This is a genomic window from Chitinophaga sp. (assembly GCF_039596155.1).
Classification (GTDB): Bacteria; Bacteroidota; Bacteroidia; order Chitinophagales; family Chitinophagaceae; genus Chitinophaga.
Window position 1 is genome coordinate 1 of record NZ_JBCNKF010000025.1, and the last position, 17,758, is coordinate 17,758.

The window sequence follows — 17,758 nt, forward strand, 5'->3', positions numbered from 1 at the left end:
TCACCTCTTCCCATTCCGAACAGAGAAGTTAAGCCCCTTATGGCCGATGGTACTGCACTATCATGCGGGAGAGTAGGTAGCTGCCATATTTATTAGAAAGCCTCTGATATGAATCAGAGGCTTTTTTCGTTTTATACCTTGCTGGAAGCCCGTTCTATTAATTCAACAGGAAATACATAATTCTGTGTAATCTTCACTGTCTCATCCTGATTGATCAACTGCACTAATGTCTCTACAGCTTTTTGCCCCATTGAGTAACCAGATTGCTCTATCGTACTTAACGAAGGAGATATGATACGGGATGACTGATCGTTTGAATAACCTACCACCTTAATCTGTTCCGGAATCTGAATATTAAAATGCCTTGCTTCCTGTATGAAAGCAATAGCAGATGTGTCGTTGGTAGAGAATAATCCATCGGGCAGTACTTCCTGTGATAATAACTGTCTGGAGGCTGCAATGGCGGCATCTGTGGTCAGGTTATGTACATGTACCAGTGATTCATCGAAGGGAAGTCCATATTGGGCCAGGGCAGCTTTGTAACCACCTAGTCTTTGCTGATACAGGTTACAGGTCAGAATCCCCGAGAAATGGGCAATACGTTTACATCCCTGTTTAATCAGGTGTTCCGTAGCCAGGTATCCTCCTCTGAAGTCATCTCCGGTAATTGTATAACCATTAAAATCAGACGGCACGCGGTCATAGAATACCAGTGGAATGTTGTTCTTAATGAAAGGATTGAAATGTTCAAATGTTGTGGTAAACATTGAAGAAACTGCCAGTAATCCATCTACTCTTAAGGAGTAAAAGGTTTGCACCAGTTCTTTTTCCATCGCTACCGTATCATCAGATTGACCAATCACAATGCTGAAGCCATATTTATGTGCTTCATGCTGGATGCCGCTGATAGCGGTGCTTTGGAAATACATAGAGGTACGTGGAACGATCAGCCCAAGAATGTTGGAGCGTTTCTTTCGAAGACTGGATGCGATCCAGTTGGGGACATAGCCCATATCAGTGGCAGTCTGTCGTACTTTTTCACGTGTCTCCTGATTGATCAGGGTATTGTTTTGAAGTGCCCTGGAGACCGTGGAAGCCGATAGATTCAGCGCTTTAGCTATGTCGTAAATGGTGACTTTTGACGTGCGTTCTTTCACTTTTTTGAGGTTCAGTGACATAAATATAATTCAAATGCTGCAACTCAAAAAAAACGCTTTCTGCTACTGGCAGAAAGCGTTTTTTGCTATCGATAGCATGCGCTATTATTTAGGATCTAATGCCTGATTGATTTTTTCGTACAGATCATTCAGGTGGTAACGACTCATATTATCACCAGCCGTTGCTGCTGCTGCTTTCACCTCTCCTTTCAATGATACCAGTTGTGCGCGGGCAATGCTGCTTACATCGGCAGGCGTGGCAGACATACTACTGTTTGCACTGATCATCATCATCATTGCAGGTGCTGCATCAGCCGAAGGCTCACTGATCAGGTCTATCAGGTTATCCACATAATTCTTTTGCAGATTCCTGCGGAACACATCGATGGCCTGATGTGAGGTCAACTCACTAAAGATTCCTTTTTTCAGATCGGCTAACAGGGCGACAGCGGTATAAGTGTTATTGCCTTCATTAGCTTCTGCGTTGATCAGTTTTGTCAATGTACCTGCACTCATGATTCGCTGAAGAATTGGATTCTGACGTGCGCTAATGATGGTAGTGGCGTTATTGCCTGTGCGACTGAGGATCTCTTTATTCAGCAACCATTTAGGAGTCGTGAAGAGTTGCTGTTGCAGGAACTGAACGGCTTCCTGCTGCAGGGCTTTGGGAACAGCTGCATATACACCACCTTCCTGTTCAACAGTTTTAGGGGTTTCATATATACCACCAATGTTCTTTGCTACATGGCCCATGTATCTGCCGAACTGTGTATTGACCTCTTTATACAACTCAGTGAGGTTGGCGTAACCTTCATTCGGAGTGCTGGTCCATGTAAGGAGGTTGGGCATGATGCGTTGCAGATTCTTGATACCGTATTCACTTGCTTTCATGGCATTGTCTCCCAGATCTTCATTCTGAGATCTCGGGTCGTCAGGGTTCATTTCAGTACCGAACCAGTATTTCTTATCCTTCAGTTTTTCGATCGTCCATTTATTCAGAATAGGTTCTTCTGCTGTAGGATCAGTCACACCGGGAATCTGGCGATATCCCCATTCGATGGCCCACTTATCGTAGAAGTTAATACGTGGATAAAGATCAGCACCGGTAATGCCATCTCCGGGTTGTGCAACGTAGTTAAAACGCGCATAATCCATGATAGAGGGGGCGTGACCGTTAGCCTTTACCCATTCTTTGTCTCTCAGTTTTTCCACAGGGTATGCAGAGCTGGATCCAAAGTTATGACGAAGGCCCAGGGTATGTCCTACTTCGTGAGAGGATACAAAACGAATCAGTTCTCCCATTAACTGGTCATCGAATTCCATTTTGCGGGCTCTTGGATCATTGGGGGCACATTGCACAAAGTACCAGTTACGCAGCAGGCGCATAACGTTGTGATACCAGTTGATGTGGCTTTCAAGAATTTCACCGGAGCGGGGATCGTGCACATGCGGCCCACTTGCGTTAGGAACATCAGAGGGCTTGTAAACAATTGCCGAGAAACGGGCATCTTCCAGGCTCCAGGTAGAATCTTCTGCCGGGGTAGGGGCTATTTTAGCGATGATTGCATTTTTAAAGCCAGCCTGTTCAAAGGCACTCTGCCAATCATTCACACCCAGGATCAGGTACGGCACCCATTTTTTAGGGGTGGCGGGGTCTATGTAGAATATGATGGGTTTCGCGGGTTCCACGAGTTCCCCACGGTTATATTTTTCCCTGTCTTCCGGCTTGGGCTCCAGGCGCCAGCGGGTGATCATGGACAATCTTTTAACACCTTGAGGATCGGCGTCAAAGTCCGTAACAGAGGTAGTAAAGTAACCTACGCGTGGATCAAAGTATCTGCTCTTCATTGGGGTGGCAGGCAGTAGAATAATAGAACTATTCAGTTCCAGGGTGGCATTACCACCCTGGGGGCCGGCCTGCGGACCTTGGCCACCACCGGATTTAGAGTAGGTTTTGACTGTTTTTATCTCCGTATTAATAGGGTAGGACTTTACATCCACGATATATGACTTATCCTGTTGCAGGCCTCCTAGTTTGAGGGCAGACTTGATACGGGGATCAAAAAAGAGGATGTCATTATCTCCCTGAATGAAATCTGTGAAGTCAATGATACTGCCGTGTGAACTATCAGAGAATGCTTTAATATCAAAAGATGCTGCAATAGGTTGGATATTGGAATTCATCACAGCGCGGAACATTGGCTGAGTAGAATCTTTTGAAATCTCGGTATAGGAGATGCTTTTAAGAAATATCCTGTCATTTGGACCTTTATCGAATCGGATTACGTTTTCTCCGATCTCATCACCGCCATAACCATACATAGAAACGGAAGAACGGAGGCCAGCGGCGGATTTGGAAATACGGTTTACCACGAGAATATCTCTTCCCAGGAGGGAATCTGGTATTTCTACAAAGATTTTATCGTCTTGTTTATAGATAATGAACAGTCCGGAATCCTTCCTGGCGCTGCCTGTGATCACATCACTGAACTTTTTTGGAGCGGTCTTTGGACCACTTTTAGCAGGCAGAGGGGGGCGGGCGGTAGAATCGGTCGTTGTGGTGTTACCTTCATGTTTCTTCTTTCTTTGGGCTGACGAGGAGCTGAAAGTCGCTGCAATCAACAGGAAAGAACTGAAAAAGATAGCCGCAGATGAGCGGATAAAGCGTTTATTCATTGATAGTTATTAAGTAGTTGTTCTTGATTTAAGTGTTTTTTTAGAAAGTAAGTTGCAAATAAACATATTAAGCAGTAACTTATGCGGGAAATCCATAAGCGCTTTAATACCTTTAGGAGTGGAAGTTCTGCTCTATGTGGGGTAGATTTATATAAAGGTATGTTAAAGTGATAGGGTGAATCCGGAGATTATGAATAAATTTATTGATATGGTAGCTTTTATATTTATATTAGGCTATGATTAGGATTCAGTGATATCCACGTTCGCAGAGTCTTTCATCAATTGGATACGCTTATGAGAATCGGAGAGTGTTACGCAAGCTATATGTGAATAGCTGAAAATGCATAGCGGCAAGATAACCATCAATTCAGGCAAATTGACGCAAAGTGTGATTGGTAGCGGGAATTAGTAATAGAAATGAGATAAAATTTCTGTTGGAACATTTAAAATATTTCTTAAATTGTGCGTCCAACTTTGAAAAAAATCAATAAATTTCAGGTTCCAGGGATAGTATTTCTTAAGGGGAATGATCCATTCTTTGATTTAGATTGTATTTAAACAAATTAAGTGTTGCTCAAATAAAAATCAGAATGCATTGAAGTCTGCTACAGGCGGGCTTTTGGGGAGGGAGGTTAAATTTTGTGAGATTTTTTGAGCTGCACTTGTTTTTTTAAGTCAACCGTATAACTTTGCGAATCACGTATTTAACATTGCAGAAATAACAAAAAAACAATAGTTTAATCTTTAACACTAAAATTCAATCAACATGGCTGAGACTAAAACAACTGTGACTGCAGCTTCTGCCAAAGCGAATTCATCTCATCAACCTAAGAAATCAAACAACACGTTTGCAATGCTTGCTGTGCCTGTTTGTATCGTAATAGGTATTCTTTTCTACATGTTTGTATTAGGTAATCCTAACAACTTCCAGGGTGGTATTACCGGCGAAGGTGCAAAACCAGTTGAAGAGGGTTTAGGTAAATGGTTTGGTACAGTTTACGAGGGTGGTGTGATCGTACCTATCCTGATCTCTGTATTACTGATTTGTATCACTTTCGTAATCGAACGTTTCCTCTATATCTCCAGAGCGAAAGGTAAATTTAGCGGTGCTGAGCTGGTAAGAAAAGTTCAATATCACCTGGCTAATAAAAACGTTGACGCAGCGCTGGCTGAGTGCGACAAACAGAAAGGTTCTGTTGGTAACGTACTGAAAGCTGGTCTGAAGAAGTACAAAGAAATGATCACTAACACCGAGCTGGATACTGAGCAGAAGATCAGTGCTATCAAGCAGGAGATCGAAGAAACTACTTCTCTGGAACTGCCAATGATGGAAAAGAACCTGGTGTTCCTGTCCACTATCGCTTCAGTAGCTACCCTCTTAGGTCTGTTCGGTACAGTATTGGGTATGATCAAATCCTTCTCTGCGATGTCTGCAGCAGGTGCACCAGATTCTGGTAAACTGGCAGGTGGTATCTCTGAGGCGTTGATCAACACCGCGCTGGGTATCTCTACTTCTGCAGTTGCGATCATCATGTACAACTACTTTACTACTAATATTGATAGCATCACTTACGCTATCGACGAGTCTGGCTTTACTTTAACACAGAGCTTCGCTGCTAACCACAAATAATTTTTAATTATTTGTGTGGAAAACACGCGGTTTTGAATCTTATAAGTAAACCAAAAAGGAGTAAAGATGCCAAAAGTTAAAATGGCTAGGAAGAGCACGCTGGTTGATATGACCGCGATGTGTGATGTGGCTTTCCTGCTGCTCACGTTCTTCATGCTGGCGACTAAATTTAAGCCGGATGAACCGGTAACTGTGGTAACTCCGTCTTCAATCAACACCAAACTGTTACCTGATTCTGACGTAATCATGTTAACAATTGACGACAAAGGAAGGGTATTCTTTAGTATGGATGGCCAGCCGAAGCGTCAGAAACTGATCGAAGACCTGAATACCCAGTATCATTTGAATCTTGATGCCAATGAGATGAACAACTTCATTATCGGTTCCAGTGTTGGTACTGAAATAAAGAATCTCAAAGGTTACCTGGCTCTGAAAGCGGCTGATCGTAAGAAATCCGGTCTCGAAACAGGTATCCCTACTGACTCCGCTAACAATGAGGTAGCAGTATGGATTGAGTATGCAAGATCTGCACAGGGCGGTAATCCGAGGTTGCAGTATTGTATTAAAGCCGACAATGCCACCCCTTATCCTAAGATTAAGGACGTGCTGGATACCTTCAAAAAGAAGGGCATTCAGAAGCTGAATCTGGTGACTAACCTTGAGGCACCACCTCCAGGATCTGCTGCTGCTTTAGCTCGTGCACAAGGCGGTGACAAGAAAGAAGAATAGTAAGAAGTAAACGGCAGGCAGCGTTGAGGCGCTGAGTTGCTTTTGAAAACTAAAAAAAAGAGCTACTATGGCAGAAATGGATACCAGCAGTAGTGGCGGTGGGAAGAAACACCAGGGTACGAAATCTAAGAAGCATTCTACACGCGTAGACATGACTCCGATGGTGGACCTCGGCTTTCTCTTGATCACTTTCTTCATGTTGACTACTACCATGAGCAAGCCCAAAACAATGGACTTGATCATGCCGAAGGATACAAAAAATGAAGAGGAGCAGAACAAGGTTAAAGAAAGTACAGCCCTCACTATATTGCTTGGAAAAAACAATCAGGTATACTATTACGAAGGTTTAGCACAGGACCCTAACGCTTCTGCTAATCCTGATTTTTTCAAAGCGACCACCTTTGCTAACAAAGACGGCATTCGTGATGTAATTATCAGAAAGCGGGATGAGGTTGCAAAAATGAGAAATGCAAAAGGCGAACCTGAAGATGTTGTAGTGATTATCAAGGCAGATGATGATGCCAAGTATAAGAACTTTGTAGACATCCTGGATGAAATGGCTATCAACCGTATTCAACGTTACGCAACTGTCGACATCAGCGACCAGGATAAAACCTGGATCCATCAGACAGAAGCTGCTAACGGCGGTGGTGGCGGCAACCAGTAATTAAGGAACTAACTAACTTTTGCATCCATCTTAAAAATTGAAACAATGGATACCGCTAAAATCTTAAACTCCGACTTTCTGGACATCCTGTTTGAGAACAGGAATAAGGAATATGGAGCTTATGACCTTAGAAGACAATACAACAAAAGGGTGCGCAATGCCCTCATCGGTAGCGCAGCACTGATGTTGCTTGTCATCGGAGGTTACGCTATCAATACAGCGATAGTGAAGGCTGAGAGGGAACATCCCACTAAGCCCGTTATCGAAACACTCAAGATGGAGGACGTAAAGATCCCAGACGATCCAAAAACACCTCCTCCACCTCCACCACCACCAGCTCCACCACCACCGGTGAAGCCATCAGTGCAGTTCACTCCTCCTGTTATCAAAAAAGATAACGAAGTGCCACCAGATGAGGTGCCACCTAAGCAAGAGGACCTGAAAGATAAAGCTGTAAGTACTAAAACAGTTGAAGGTGATCCTAATGGTATCGACCCAGGATTGCTGGAAGACAGTAAAGGTACTGGTGTGGTAGAAGCTCCTCCAGCTCCGGCTAAAGAAGAGATCTTCACATTCGTAGAACAGCCTCCTACCTTCCCAGGTGGTGAAGAAGCACTGGCGAAGTTCCTGAGCAAGAATATCCACTACCCTCGCGTAGCGCAGGAAAATGCAATCTCAGGTACTGTATTCGTACAATTCGTAGTTGACTCAGAAGGTAACATCAAAGATGTGAAAACTGTAGGTGCTGCGAAAGGTGGCGGTCTTGAAGAAGAAGCTATCCGCGTGGTGAAAATCATGCCTAAATGGAAAGCTGGTAAACAGAACGGCCGTCAGGTATCAGTTCAGTTCAACCTGCCTATCCGCTTCACACTGCAAGAGTAGTACTAACGTACGCTTTATAGAAAACACCCTGTCAAGGCCTCGCCATGACAGGGTGCTTTTATTTATTGGTATATTGCTGTCTGATTTGCAAATGTATTATGATGCTTGGGAATAATCTTACTGGATACGATGATACTATTATAGCTCCCGCTACCGCCGCCGGTATAGGCGCTATTGCTGTTCTGCGCCTCAATGGAACCAATGCCATAGAGATCTGCAACCAGCTCTTCCCTGCCAAAGACCTGCATAAACAGGCTAGCCATACCCTCCACTTCGGTCGCATTGTGGAAAACGGACGTATCATCGATGAAGTAGTGGTAGGACTTTATAAAGCTCCCCACTCTTATACCGGTGAAAACATCGCCGAGATCTCCTGTCATGGCTCTCCCTATATCCAGCAACAAATCATTGACGCCTGTATTCGTGCCGGCGCCAGAATGGCCAAACCCGGAGAATATACCATGCGCGCCTTCCTTAATGGAAAGCTTGACCTCACGCAGGCAGAATCTGTCGCTGACCTGATCGCCAGCAACTCCGCCGCCAGCCATCAAACAGCTATGCAGCAGATGAGAGGTGGTTTCTCAAAAGAACTATTTGCATTGAGAGAACAACTGATCAGTTTCTCCGCACTTATTGAACTGGAGCTGGACTTCAGCCAGGAAGATGTAGAGTTTGCAGATCGTACCCAGTTCTATAAACTCATCAGTGAAGCGATGACGGTTGTTAAACACCTGGCAGACTCTTTCCAGATGGGCAACGTCATTAAAAATGGTGTGAACACGGCCATCGTAGGAAAACCTAATGCCGGTAAATCTACCCTGCTCAATACCCTGCTCAATGAAAACCGGGCTATCGTAAGCGACATAGCCGGTACTACCCGCGATACCATCGAGGAAGTCCTTAATATACAGGGTATCCTCTTCAGACTTATAGATACTGCCGGTATCCGCGAAAGTAATGATACCATCGAAAGCATCGGGGTCCAAAAGACCATGGAGAAGATCAGAGAAGCAGGGGTGGTACTTTATATGTTTGATGTAAACCAGACCACCGTGGAAGACCTGCAGGAACAAGTCAATGCCTTCAAAAAAGACAATATCAACTATCTGCTGGTTGGAAACAAAACAGATATCGCCGGACTGGAAGCCAACAAAGCGAAATTTGCCGGTATAGAAGATATACTGTACATCTCTGCCCGTCAACATGAACATATCGAAGAGCTGAAAAATAAGCTGGTACATAAAGTGATGAGTGGAGATATCAACACGGAAGCCACAATTGTTACCAACGCCCGCCACCATGCAGCCCTGCAGGAAGTAATGAAATCACTAATCGATGTAAAAAATGGATTGGATAATCAACTCCCCGGCGACCTGCTGTCTCTCGACATCAGGAGATGCCTTCACTTCCTCGGTGAGATCACCGGACAAATTACCAATGAAGACCAGCTGGACTTCATCTTTAGCAAGTTCTGTATCGGGAAGTAACTCGCTTACCTGAACAGCGTATTGTATTAGCGTCCCCTTTATCAGCAGAAGTTTACTTAACAGTTATATCCATGAAATAAAGGAGACTGGATGCCCAATTATATATGAGAAGAAACGCAAAATCTATTTTTACGAAGAAGATGGTCAGATCGAACTACTCCAAAAGCATATCTCAGAAGAGGACATGGAAATTTTTAATGTTGGAAGGATGATAGCCCAGATATACCAGACTTCAACAACGAGCTTTGCTTTTAGTAACGGTTAATTGATTAGAAGTAATGGCAATCTTATTCCTATCTACATTCTTTTGCCCGGAGGGCTATCACAATAGTGCATCAGGTTATTTTTTTAATTTGAAGCTTACACAGAAATACATACTTCTTTTATTTTCATTTTTGTTAATATCCGGAAAGCAGAGAGCCAATCATCTATATAAACGGTATCATTAAAGGGAAAGATAGTGGAATTGTATATCTCTATTGCAAAGGACTTGAAAGTTATCTATTGTTAAGTAATTATGAATTACCGCCGTAAGCTGGCGGTACCCTCATGATCGGGCTGTTATTTATACAAAGAAACGCTCGATTATGAAAAGAATATTACTCGTCTCAGCATTACTCATGCTCACCTTCACAACCTACGCCCAACAGGCAGCTCATGTCATCTTAATCACTATCGACGGCTTCCGGCCAGACTTTTATCAGGACGCTTCCTGGGGAATGGTGAACCTGCGTATGATGAAAGATAGCGGTACCTATGCCGATGGTGTAAACAGCGTATTCCCAACTGTCACCTATCCAAATCACACCTCTCTCATCACTGGCGTTACGCCAATGAAACACGGTATTTATTACAACACTCCTTATGATACCAAGGGTGCTACCGGCGTCTGGTACTTCTATTACGATTCATTAAAGGTTCCCAGCTTGTGGGATGCTGTCCATAAAGCAGGTAAAAAATCTGCCAGTGTCATCTGGCCCGTATCAGTGCATGCACCAATCGACTATAACATACCAGATGTATGGCCACTGGGTAAGAATAATGACAGAAGGGTAGCGGTTGCCGAAAATGCAAATCCTGCTAACTTATGGCAGGAAGTGCAGGATAGCGCTACTGGTAAGATGCAGCCATATGATTGGGCGATGAACAATGGAGAGCTGATCTTCGATGAGAACATTGCCAGAATAAGTGGTTACCTGATCCGGCAGTACAAACCGGCATTTATTACCCTGCACTTACCATGTACGGATCACTACGAGCACCAGATCGGGCGTGATGGTTATCTCGTAAGGAAATCAGTATCCGGTGCTGACAGAGCAATTGCTACCATCCTCGAAGCTGTACAAAGAGCAGGGATTAAAGATAGCACGACAATTATCGTAACCGGTGACCACGGTTTTGTGAATATTGAAAAGTCCTTTAACCCAAATGTATTGCTGGCTAAAAACGGCATCAAGGCACAGTTCCATGCATGTGGAGGTTCCGCATTCCTGCACCTCGATGATAAAAATGATATAGCGACTGTTGATAAAGTAATTACCATACTGAAAGCTTTGCCTGCTGATCAGCAGAAGATGTTCAGAATATTAGACCATTCCCAGCTGGATAAAATAGGGGCTGATCCAGATGCAGCGATGGCAATAGCTGCTTTAGGACATGTAACCATCGGCGGAGCAAAGAAAGGTGAAGTCGTGAAAGCGGCTAAAGGAGGTACGCATGGTTATTACCCTGATTTTAAAGAAATTCAGACAGGGTTTGTGGCTTATGGTGCTGGTATTAAACAGGGCGGACGTATAAAGGAAATGAATGTGATTGATGTTGCCCCAGTCATTGCAGCGTTATTAAAACTTGACTTAGGTGCTGTAGAAGGAAGAGTACCGGCAGGCGTTTTAAAATGATTACACCGAGGTTGTCTCCCCGCGTAAATAATATGCACATACCCAATGAAACGAAATTTCGTATGAAACGTTTTCGAATTACGCTTGAGGCAACCTCGTTTTTTTCTGTATCGCCAACTGTGAGTCATAATACTTACTCAGGAAGTGATACAACACCAACTCATGCTTACGTTGCCCTGTTAATAAAATCCTGTTCAAAAACATGTGGATATAACTAGGCAGTAAATAGTCAGCATTAATACCCGCTGGTACCATCGCCCTGATAAAAGCAGATCGTTCATCAAATAATCCCTCAATACCATTATCCCTATCCTGCTGCGGATCCAGGTAACTACTTAACTGCCGCATTTCTTGTCTGTATTTACTATTAAGCTGTGTCTGCAAATCCTGCGAACCACCGAATTCCTGAAAGAACCCATCCCTGATGGCTTTCATGATAGTCGCTCTTCTGGCCAGATCATATCCAAAGTCCTGCAGTAACACATCTACACCTCTGGCTCCCAGTAGCCACCTATACCGCTCTCCTTCTTCACCTTCCAGCTGGCAAATGCAATTTAAAACCGCTTTACTGTCTGCATGAAACACCTGCTCACTGAATTCCATTGTCGCGGCTCCATACCGCTCAATCTCCCGCACATATGTATCCGTCTGTATTTTATATATTAACTCCTGTTTTTGATATTGGCTGATTTGTTCATAGAGCAGATGCATGATCTGGTGCCAGTAAGCAGGATCTCTGTTATTATGAAAACGTAAACGAATGTGATGGTGTGGGTCATTGTACCGTATGAAGAACCATTTATCTGCCAGCTGCGCAGCCTCTATCTGTGCGATCAGTGGCGCTACTACTGAAGTCAGCACATCTTCTGAGGTCTTACTACCTCCATATAGTTTGATATATAACCATTCACTACCCGTCATAAACCTACGAACAAGTCCTGATTCGGTAGCCTCCACTAGAGGAGTCGCCGTTACCTTATTGGCAAATGGAATGATCACCTCATTCGTAAAACGGCCGGTTACCCCCTTGATCCAACATTGATCAGGGGTACCAATTACCTCCTGTACAGTCAGCTTTTCTTTCTTTTCCAGCATGGTCTGTAACAGTTTCACACTCACCTCGTTTTTCATATCTATGTACAGCTCATTATCGCCTTCCATGATAGTGATATACCGGGGTAAATGCAATGTGTCTAATGTATCCGTTTTCTTTAAATGCCAGGTAGCTTTTGCAAGGACGATCTTTTTATAACTCACTCTTGGTAGAAAGGTGGGTTGTACCGGCAAATGCCATTGCCACCCGGTTACCATATGTGATTGCAGATCACAAAGAAAATGGTAGACTGGCAGACTGTTTCGGGTAAAGTTATGTGCCGTACTAAGTCTGGGTATCACTCGTTTATTATATCGCCTTGAACGTAAGATGATTTTATTCTGACGCACACTGACCATCAGATCTGTAATGGGGAATTGTTTTTCCACCGGTACACTACCATTTCCCAGATAGACTATTTCATATTCTCTCAACTGGGGACGCAGCAGGATATTTCCTGTTCTCGCCTCCGGCAGGTGCACAACCTCTGCATAGATCACATCTGGATCTTGTTGCTCTTCTTCCCGTAAACACGCTTTTACATGCGCTAATAACTGCGCATCGCCATGACAAAATCTACCTAATAAGTTAGCAGAAGAAGGACCACTAAATCCATTGAACTCAAATAAATACTCCCCGTCATCAATAGCTTCCCCGCTGCTGCCATGCAGGCTTCCCATCAGGTACATACTGGAGGGCAATATTACTGGTACGGGGTTTTTCAAACTCTCTAAATCTGCATCCGTCAACGCTAATTCAGACTTTCCCTGTTGCATGCACTGGTGTAATTTCTCCAGCTGAAAACTGCGAAGTTTACTCCATTGCAGGGTTGTCTGTTCCTCATTATTGTTGATCACCAGGTCATCGATCAATGGTGTATGATCTGACTGACTATTTCCATAGCCTATGCCTGCTTCATTATCCAGCGCCAGTGCCAGCGATACTTCCTCGTCTTCATACCGCTCCCTGAAGCGATTAATGAAATTGGTCATATCCGTATTCGTATTCGTACTGGCTATTTTCCACAATGGCAATACCTGGTCCTGCAAGTCTTTTATCAACTGATGGCTAATAGTGTTCTGCGTAGCATCCAGAAACAGGTCTGTCTGCACAAGATCTTTACTCTTTGTATCAGGCAATAATTCCTGTACCAAAGCATGAGTACGCAGGTACTTATCCACGCCGGTGACAGGGTCCGATAATAATTGTTGAATTTCCCGGAGCGTCGCTACTATAGCTGTTGTACCCGACAGGGTACATAGCCTTGACAATAAGTAAGTGAAGAATTCTTCCCCGGTCACTGTCGGCTCCAGCTCACTTACCACAAGTTGGTTTACAATCAGTTCATCAATAAACTCCCGCGCCTCATCTTCCGTGATCTCGTCATTTACAATCGCAGCACAAAGCTGACCAATCGTAGCACCACCGGCAGCCACAGAAAGCAATGTTTCCAGGTAAGGACTCCTGCTTACTGCTGCCAGCTCATAGTTCCTGAATTTATTCTTTACGGTGAACCCGGCATAACGGAAAGTATCCGCTACCGGGTAAATAGAATTGTTAGGGAAATAACGCAATTGCACCTTTACCTCTGGCAATTGTGTGATCATCGCTGCCAGTTCTGCTACATAGTTCATATCCAGCCGGCAATGTTTTTTATGCCGGGTGCCTAATTCAATCGTCGTTGCCAGGGAAAAGTGACCGGTAGCACACCCGGCAAATAATCCATAGGGCGTACAGCGGGTACTCATTCTTAGTACATACCTGTATAGCGCCATACACATCTTCTCACTACCCGTACCACCCTGCAACCACTTCATCAGCTCCTGGTACAATTCAGGCGATGCGATATAGATTGCCTCCTGCATAGCCGGATCCTGAAAAAGCGACTTCAGTCTGGCAGGTAATCCGGCCATATCAATCTGCTCAAACTGATCTAAGAACTGAATAGACTGTAAAGGTGTGCGTACTAAGTAAAAATCCTTAACGGTGATCATATAGGATGGGCTAAGTATAGTAAGATAACATTAATGTCTTGCGTGCAAGATACCCTGAAAGGGGGAAATTTTGGCAACTGGACAATAAGTTGTCAAAATCACCGGGCCTCCGGATAATTTCTGTTTAACTTAAAATAAATTCTATTAACCATGAAAAAGCAAAATGCTAAAAAGCTCTCCCTCGGCAAGATCCGCATTGCGAACCTGAAGGCCCAACACGTTGAAGAGAAACCTACGCTCGTCACCGGCTGCAGTTATAGAAAATGCACGCCGACAGTTTAATTCACTCTCAAAATACTATTTATGAAAAAGCAATCCACCAAAAAATTGAGCCTGGACAAAGTGAAAATCGCTTCCCTGCAAGGCGCCAAACAAGTAAAAGCAGTTACTGTATCATTTGCGGTATGTACCAATAATGCCAGTCAGATAAACTCGATATGCAGTATTGACTCCTGCAGATATTGAGTATTGGAAAAGGGGCTTGCCGGAAAGTGAGTCCCTTTTCGTAGCTTACGGTCATGTACGAGAAGAGAGTAACCCATATTCTGAAAGACATCAGCCAACAGCTGGACCAACTCCTCAAAACAAACCATCAGCCCGGACTACTGGGCGGGCATACAGGCTGTGCATTATTCTACGCTTACTACTACCAACTCACCGGAAAAGAAAAATACCTGAACAAAGTTCATGAGCTTGTACTCAGCAGTATAGATGCCATGGCAACCACTTCATTGTTACCCACACATTGCAATGGTATTGCGGGTATGGTTTGGTGTGTGCAGCACCTCATGAATCAGGGATTTGTAGATGGCGATATGGAGGATATTTTTGCTGAAGTGGACGTGCTGCTGGGCAACCAGATGATCGCAGACCTGAATAGTAAACAATACGATTTCCTGCACGAAGGGCTGGGAATCGCGTTATATTTTTTAGAAAAGGAAACACCTTCTCCCTGTTTAACGCAGGCCGTGAAGGCACTGGAAACTGCTGCTACCGATCTTCCCGGGGGCATCAGCTGGGAAGATCACTTCGCCCGGGATACGGTACCAACGTTGCCGGATGAGCCTTGTTATAATTTGGGCCTGGCGCATGGTATGCCGGCAATTATTGGCGTCTTGTCAAGGATAAAAGCAAAAGGTATTGATACCGGCAACCTGGTAGAAAAAGGGCTCGACTGGATGCTCTCTGTGAGTAATCCCCCTGGCTTTCCCTCATTATATCCTACGGTTGTTAACAACGCCGGCGTAGCATTAACTGCCAGCCATAGCCGTATGGGCTGGTGCTATGGAGATCTGCCTGTGGCCATGACCCTGTTGCAGGGTGGTTATACAGACAAAGCCTGCGACATTCTCACGCATAGCGTACAGAACAGAGATATTAAAAATGGCATGGTGCACGACACCTGCATTTGCCACGGAAGTGCTGGTATTGCCCATATCTTCAACAGGGCGTATTTGCAGACACAGGAGCCACTCTTCCGGCAGGGAGCCGAGAAATGGTTACAACACACAATTGATTTTTATGAAAGTCCGGCCGGTTTGGGATTTTATGTGGATGGAAAATATGAAATGAAGGAAGGTTTGCTTGAAGGCATAGCAGGCGTAGGACTGGCCCTGATTGCTGCTATAGATAAGGATACGGACCCAGCCTGGGATAGGTGTATCCTGCTCTCCTAGAAATTAGTAAATTACATATAATTGAGAAACCCATGATCCGCCTGTTTTTTGTGGATAATCATCCATTGATCCTGGAAGGGCTGCGTGCATTGCTAAAAAGTGTACCCGACATGATCGTCGCAGGACAAGCCCGCAATGGTACCACCTGCCTGTCATTTCTTTCAGCACATGCTATTGACGTAATTTTGACAGATGTATGCCTGCCTGATATTGATGGGGTGGATCTATGTGCTGCTATAAAAGTAGAACATCCACAGGTGCAGGTACTGGCACTGAGCTCCTGTAGAGATGTGAAGTACATTACCAATATGATAGCCCATGGTGCAAGTGGATATGTAATGAAAGATGCAGACAGGGAGGAACTACTCGAAGCAATTTACACTGTGCATAATGGCGGAACCTACTTCTCACCGGGCGTGAACCAGTTGCTGGGAGAGGAGAGTCATAAAAAACACCACCTGACACGAAGAGAGAAAGAGGTATTGTTCCTGATCGCCGAAGGAAATACAAACCCTGAAATAGCGGAGAAGTTATTCATTAGTGCAGATACTGTAAATAGCCACCGGAAGAACCTGCTGGCTAAACTTGAAGTAAAGAATACCGCTATGTTGATAAAGTACGCAGTTGATAACAACTTATTAGTATAAAAAAAGCGTTTGCCTTCCTTTGGCAAACGCTTTTTTTATACTAATAAGTGCTTAAATTCTATATTAATTACTTTTGAATTCTATCTTATCCACTACCACTTCCAGTTTTTTCAATACACCCATATCCGTCTTCACTTTCTTATCTCCCGTCACCTTGTCATACATACCCGGGTCACCTGAGTTATTCGCCTTGAACAACACTAACACGCCTTTCCCCGCAATGGAGCCTCCTTCCCAGCTATTTACAATTCCGCCATCTGTCCACTCAAAACCATTGATCTTGAAATCACGGCCATTCACTTTTACCACCTTATCCAAAGGATCACCTACTTTAATTCCAAATGGAGATTTCCACTTCGAATGGGGCTTGGTAAATGTAATTGTTGTTCCTTTATCACCGTCAAAGATCACCTGCATTTCATTGTCCGTATCAGGAAATACAAAATACGCATTACCTGCATCATTCCCTGCCAGGTCAGTCGTACCGCGATACACTACATTCTCTTTACCGTACAGGTTTTCCAGTTCCTGCGGTGTACGGAGTTTAAACAGGGTACGTACATCCCAGTTATAATCATCACCGCCGGCTATAGTCGCCACCGCAGTTGAATCTCCGGGTTCTTTTACCCCTGCCGATGCTGCAGTAGGGGTATTATCATAAGATACAGACGTGGCTTCTTCTTCAGAAGAAACTTTTTTTGCAGACGCCGGTTTTTTAGCCGGAATAGGTTGTGGCGTAGCCGCCGCTACCGGCATAGCTCCCATCTTAATGATCGTCGCTTTTTCTTCGATCAACGTCTTGCTCTCATTCTTATACTTATTCACCGTATAGGTGGCCAGCGGATAAACACTGCCACTCAGCACCCCCATCTCACGGAAATAGGCGATCAGGGTCTGACGGTTACAGTCGTTATACTGATACAAAAACTTCAGGGATTCATCCAATGCTGCCGGATCACTTTTCAGATCGGTCATAGTCTTATCAATATCCAATCCGCCGGTACCGCTCTTGGAAAGCTGGTCCGCAATGAAAAGCTCGGCCTGGTGATTCTTTTGCTGATAGCGCTCAGCTACCCTGTTGGAAAAATCCTCTGCTATATTAGCGGAAAGTTTTGTCTGTGCGCTCAGTGCTATGGGGAGCAGGAGCATGAAAAATGCTAGAAACCTTTTCATCCATGTGAATTTAATGATAGCAACGACCGCTATCGGGTTAATAACGGGC

The 17,758-nt window shown here is 44.3% G+C and carries 14 protein-coding genes and 1 rRNA gene; 11 read left to right on the forward strand and 4 right to left on the reverse strand.

Going from position 1 to position 17,758, the window contains the following annotated elements; translation table 11 throughout:
* Positions 1-89: ribosomal RNA gene (gene rrf, locus ABDW33_RS21975) — 5S ribosomal RNA — on the forward strand; the annotation flags it as partial.
* A 42-nt stretch (positions 90-131) separates the two neighbouring features.
* On the opposite strand, the gene ABDW33_RS21980 is transcribed toward rrf, so the two are convergent.
* Positions 132-1,178, reverse strand: a complete 1,047-nt coding sequence (locus ABDW33_RS21980) for a LacI family DNA-binding transcriptional regulator (RefSeq protein ID WP_343692253.1) — start codon at positions 1,176-1,178, stop codon at positions 132-134.
* A gap of 84 nt (positions 1,179-1,262) precedes the next feature.
* The gene (locus tag ABDW33_RS21985) at positions 1,263-3,833 is read right to left on the reverse strand and encodes a zinc-dependent metalloprotease (RefSeq protein WP_343692254.1); all 2,571 of its coding nucleotides are present in this window, start codon (positions 3,831-3,833) and stop codon (positions 1,263-1,265) included.
* Positions 3,834-4,599: 766 nt separating this feature from the next.
* Here ABDW33_RS21985 and ABDW33_RS21990 point away from each other — a divergent pair.
* From ABDW33_RS21990 to ABDW33_RS22015, 6 genes are all read left to right on the forward strand, one after another.
* A complete protein-coding gene (locus tag ABDW33_RS21990) occupies positions 4,600-5,463 on the forward strand; it encodes a MotA/TolQ/ExbB proton channel family protein (RefSeq protein WP_343692255.1) in 864 nt (287 codons plus the stop codon).
* 66 nt (positions 5,464-5,529) lie between these two features.
* Positions 5,530-6,192: a biopolymer transporter ExbD gene (locus tag ABDW33_RS21995; RefSeq protein WP_343692256.1), complete on the forward strand. Its 663-nt coding sequence runs from the start codon at positions 5,530-5,532 to the stop codon at positions 6,190-6,192.
* A 67-nt stretch (positions 6,193-6,259) separates the two neighbouring features.
* The gene (locus tag ABDW33_RS22000; RefSeq protein WP_343692257.1) at positions 6,260-6,859 is read left to right on the forward strand and encodes a biopolymer transporter ExbD; all 600 of its coding nucleotides are present in this window, start codon (positions 6,260-6,262) and stop codon (positions 6,857-6,859) included.
* 45 nt (positions 6,860-6,904) lie between these two features.
* Entirely contained in the window at positions 6,905-7,741 is an 837-nt protein-coding gene (locus tag ABDW33_RS22005) for a TonB family protein (protein ID WP_343692258.1), read from the forward strand.
* Positions 7,742-7,839: 98 nt separating this feature from the next.
* On the forward strand, positions 7,840-9,228 hold the full coding sequence (mnmE, locus tag ABDW33_RS22010; RefSeq protein ID WP_343692259.1) for a tRNA uridine-5-carboxymethylaminomethyl(34) synthesis GTPase MnmE: 1,389 nt from the start codon (positions 7,840-7,842) through the stop codon (positions 9,226-9,228).
* 587 nt (positions 9,229-9,815) lie between these two features.
* The gene (locus ABDW33_RS22015; RefSeq protein ID WP_343692260.1) at positions 9,816-11,126 is read left to right on the forward strand and encodes an ectonucleotide pyrophosphatase/phosphodiesterase; all 1,311 of its coding nucleotides are present in this window, start codon (positions 9,816-9,818) and stop codon (positions 11,124-11,126) included.
* A 78-nt stretch (positions 11,127-11,204) separates the two neighbouring features.
* On the opposite strand, the gene ABDW33_RS22020 is transcribed toward ABDW33_RS22015, so the two are convergent.
* A complete protein-coding gene (locus tag ABDW33_RS22020) occupies positions 11,205-14,213 on the reverse strand; it encodes a lantibiotic dehydratase (RefSeq protein WP_343692261.1) in 3,009 nt (1,002 codons plus the stop codon).
* Positions 14,214-14,363: 150 nt separating this feature from the next.
* On the opposite strand from ABDW33_RS22020, the gene ABDW33_RS22025 reads away from it, so the two are divergent.
* From ABDW33_RS22025 to ABDW33_RS22040, 4 genes are read left to right on the forward strand one after another with little or no spacing between them, the layout of a single operon-like run.
* Positions 14,364-14,495: a hypothetical protein gene (locus tag ABDW33_RS22025; RefSeq protein ID WP_343692262.1), complete on the forward strand. Its 132-nt coding sequence runs from the start codon at positions 14,364-14,366 to the stop codon at positions 14,493-14,495.
* A gap of 21 nt (positions 14,496-14,516) precedes the next feature.
* Positions 14,517-14,678: a class I lanthipeptide gene (locus ABDW33_RS22030; RefSeq protein WP_343692263.1), complete on the forward strand. Its 162-nt coding sequence runs from the start codon at positions 14,517-14,519 to the stop codon at positions 14,676-14,678.
* A gap of 53 nt (positions 14,679-14,731) precedes the next feature.
* On the forward strand, positions 14,732-15,889 hold the full coding sequence (locus tag ABDW33_RS22035) for a lanthionine synthetase C family protein (protein ID WP_343692264.1): 1,158 nt from the start codon (positions 14,732-14,734) through the stop codon (positions 15,887-15,889).
* 32 nt (positions 15,890-15,921) lie between these two features.
* On the forward strand, positions 15,922-16,536 hold the full coding sequence (locus ABDW33_RS22040; RefSeq protein WP_343692265.1) for a response regulator transcription factor: 615 nt from the start codon (positions 15,922-15,924) through the stop codon (positions 16,534-16,536).
* Positions 16,537-16,599: 63 nt separating this feature from the next.
* On the opposite strand, the gene ABDW33_RS22045 is transcribed toward ABDW33_RS22040, so the two are convergent.
* The gene (locus ABDW33_RS22045) at positions 16,600-17,709 is read right to left on the reverse strand and encodes a hypothetical protein (protein WP_343692266.1); all 1,110 of its coding nucleotides are present in this window, start codon (positions 17,707-17,709) and stop codon (positions 16,600-16,602) included.
* Positions 17,710-17,758 lie beyond the last annotated feature (49 nt).

Bases quoted from the DNA above. Each gene is read 5' to 3' on its own strand.
- ABDW33_RS22015 (WP_343692260.1), top strand. From the start codon at position 9,816: ATGAAAAGAATATTACTCGTCTCAGCATTACTCATGCTCACCTTCACA.
- ABDW33_RS22025 (WP_343692262.1), top strand. From the start codon at position 14,364: ATGAAAAAGCAAAATGCTAAAAAGCTCTCCCTCGGCAAGATCCGCATT.
- mnmE (WP_343692259.1), top strand. From the start codon at position 7,840: ATGATGCTTGGGAATAATCTTACTGGATACGATGATACTATTATAGCT.
- ABDW33_RS22020 (WP_343692261.1), bottom strand. From the start codon at position 14,213: ATGATCACCGTTAAGGATTTTTACTTAGTACGCACACCTTTACAGTCT.
- ABDW33_RS21995 (WP_343692256.1), top strand. From the start codon at position 5,530: ATGCCAAAAGTTAAAATGGCTAGGAAGAGCACGCTGGTTGATATGACC.
- ABDW33_RS22040 (WP_343692265.1), top strand. From the start codon at position 15,922: ATGATCCGCCTGTTTTTTGTGGATAATCATCCATTGATCCTGGAAGGG.
- ABDW33_RS22045 (WP_343692266.1), bottom strand. From the start codon at position 17,709: ATGAAAAGGTTTCTAGCATTTTTCATGCTCCTGCTCCCCATAGCACTG.
- ABDW33_RS22000 (WP_343692257.1), top strand. From the start codon at position 6,260: ATGGCAGAAATGGATACCAGCAGTAGTGGCGGTGGGAAGAAACACCAG.
- ABDW33_RS22035 (WP_343692264.1), top strand. From the start codon at position 14,732: ATGTACGAGAAGAGAGTAACCCATATTCTGAAAGACATCAGCCAACAG.
- ABDW33_RS21980 (WP_343692253.1), bottom strand. From the start codon at position 1,178: ATGTCACTGAACCTCAAAAAAGTGAAAGAACGCACGTCAAAAGTCACC.
- ABDW33_RS22030 (WP_343692263.1), top strand. From the start codon at position 14,517: ATGAAAAAGCAATCCACCAAAAAATTGAGCCTGGACAAAGTGAAAATC.
- ABDW33_RS22005 (WP_343692258.1), top strand. From the start codon at position 6,905: ATGGATACCGCTAAAATCTTAAACTCCGACTTTCTGGACATCCTGTTT.
- ABDW33_RS21990 (WP_343692255.1), top strand. From the start codon at position 4,600: ATGGCTGAGACTAAAACAACTGTGACTGCAGCTTCTGCCAAAGCGAAT.
- ABDW33_RS21985 (WP_343692254.1), bottom strand. From the start codon at position 3,833: ATGAATAAACGCTTTATCCGCTCATCTGCGGCTATCTTTTTCAGTTCT.